Genomic DNA, 652 nt, shown 5'->3' with positions numbered 1-652 from the left:
ATACGTATAAGCACCGACTACAACGACATGGGGCTGGTGCGTTCACGCCATGTCCATTCGGGTGACCACCACACCGGATGGCGTCACTACCGCTGGGACGTGGGTGCGAGACTGATGTCTATGCGCTGCTCGATGCGCGGAGAGCCTGTCATCTACGACTACGACTCACTGTGCAACCCCATACGGGGCGACTACTCGCTCCACGAGAGCATCTTCCGCACGCCTGACAAGGTGGGCAACCTGTACCGGGAAGCCGAGTGCAAGGGACGCAGGTACGACCGTGGCGGCAGGCTGCTGTGGGACGGCGAGTACCACTACGCCTACGACTGCGAGGGGAACCTCGTGCATAAGAGCCGCAGGGACATCAATGCGGGGACTGCGGAAAAAGGTCAGGCGGGCGATACCGGAGGAAAGTAGAAGGCGGCCTGGTTCAGGCTGCTGTTCGGCTCGGACGGTATCGAGGAGAACTACCGGAGGGAGACGGGAGGAAACGGCACGACTGATGTCTTTGTGGACTGGGAGCCGGGCGATACCTGCTACCGGTGGCACGCCAACGGCATGCTGGCGGAGGTAAGGACTCCCGACGGCAAGGTCGTGTCTTTCGGATACGACGCCCTCGGCAGGAGGGTGTCGAAGCAGACGGGCGACACTC

1 protein-coding gene and 1 pseudogene are annotated in these 652 nt (G+C 62.1%); both read left to right on the top strand.

The window, feature by feature from the left end; genetic code table 11:
- Positions 1-417, top strand: a pseudogene (locus C5S62_RS13510) (hypothetical protein); the annotation flags it as partial.
- 93 nt (positions 418-510) lie between these two features.
- The coding region (locus C5S62_RS13805) for an RHS repeat domain-containing protein (RefSeq protein ID WP_255400133.1) at positions 511-652 on the top strand (142 nt) is incomplete at its 3' end.

The organism is Prevotella sp. MGM2 (genome assembly GCF_002933955.1).
Taxonomy (GTDB): domain Bacteria; phylum Bacteroidota; class Bacteroidia; order Bacteroidales; family Bacteroidaceae; genus Alloprevotella.
This window is presented reverse-complemented; position numbering and strand designations above follow the sequence as displayed.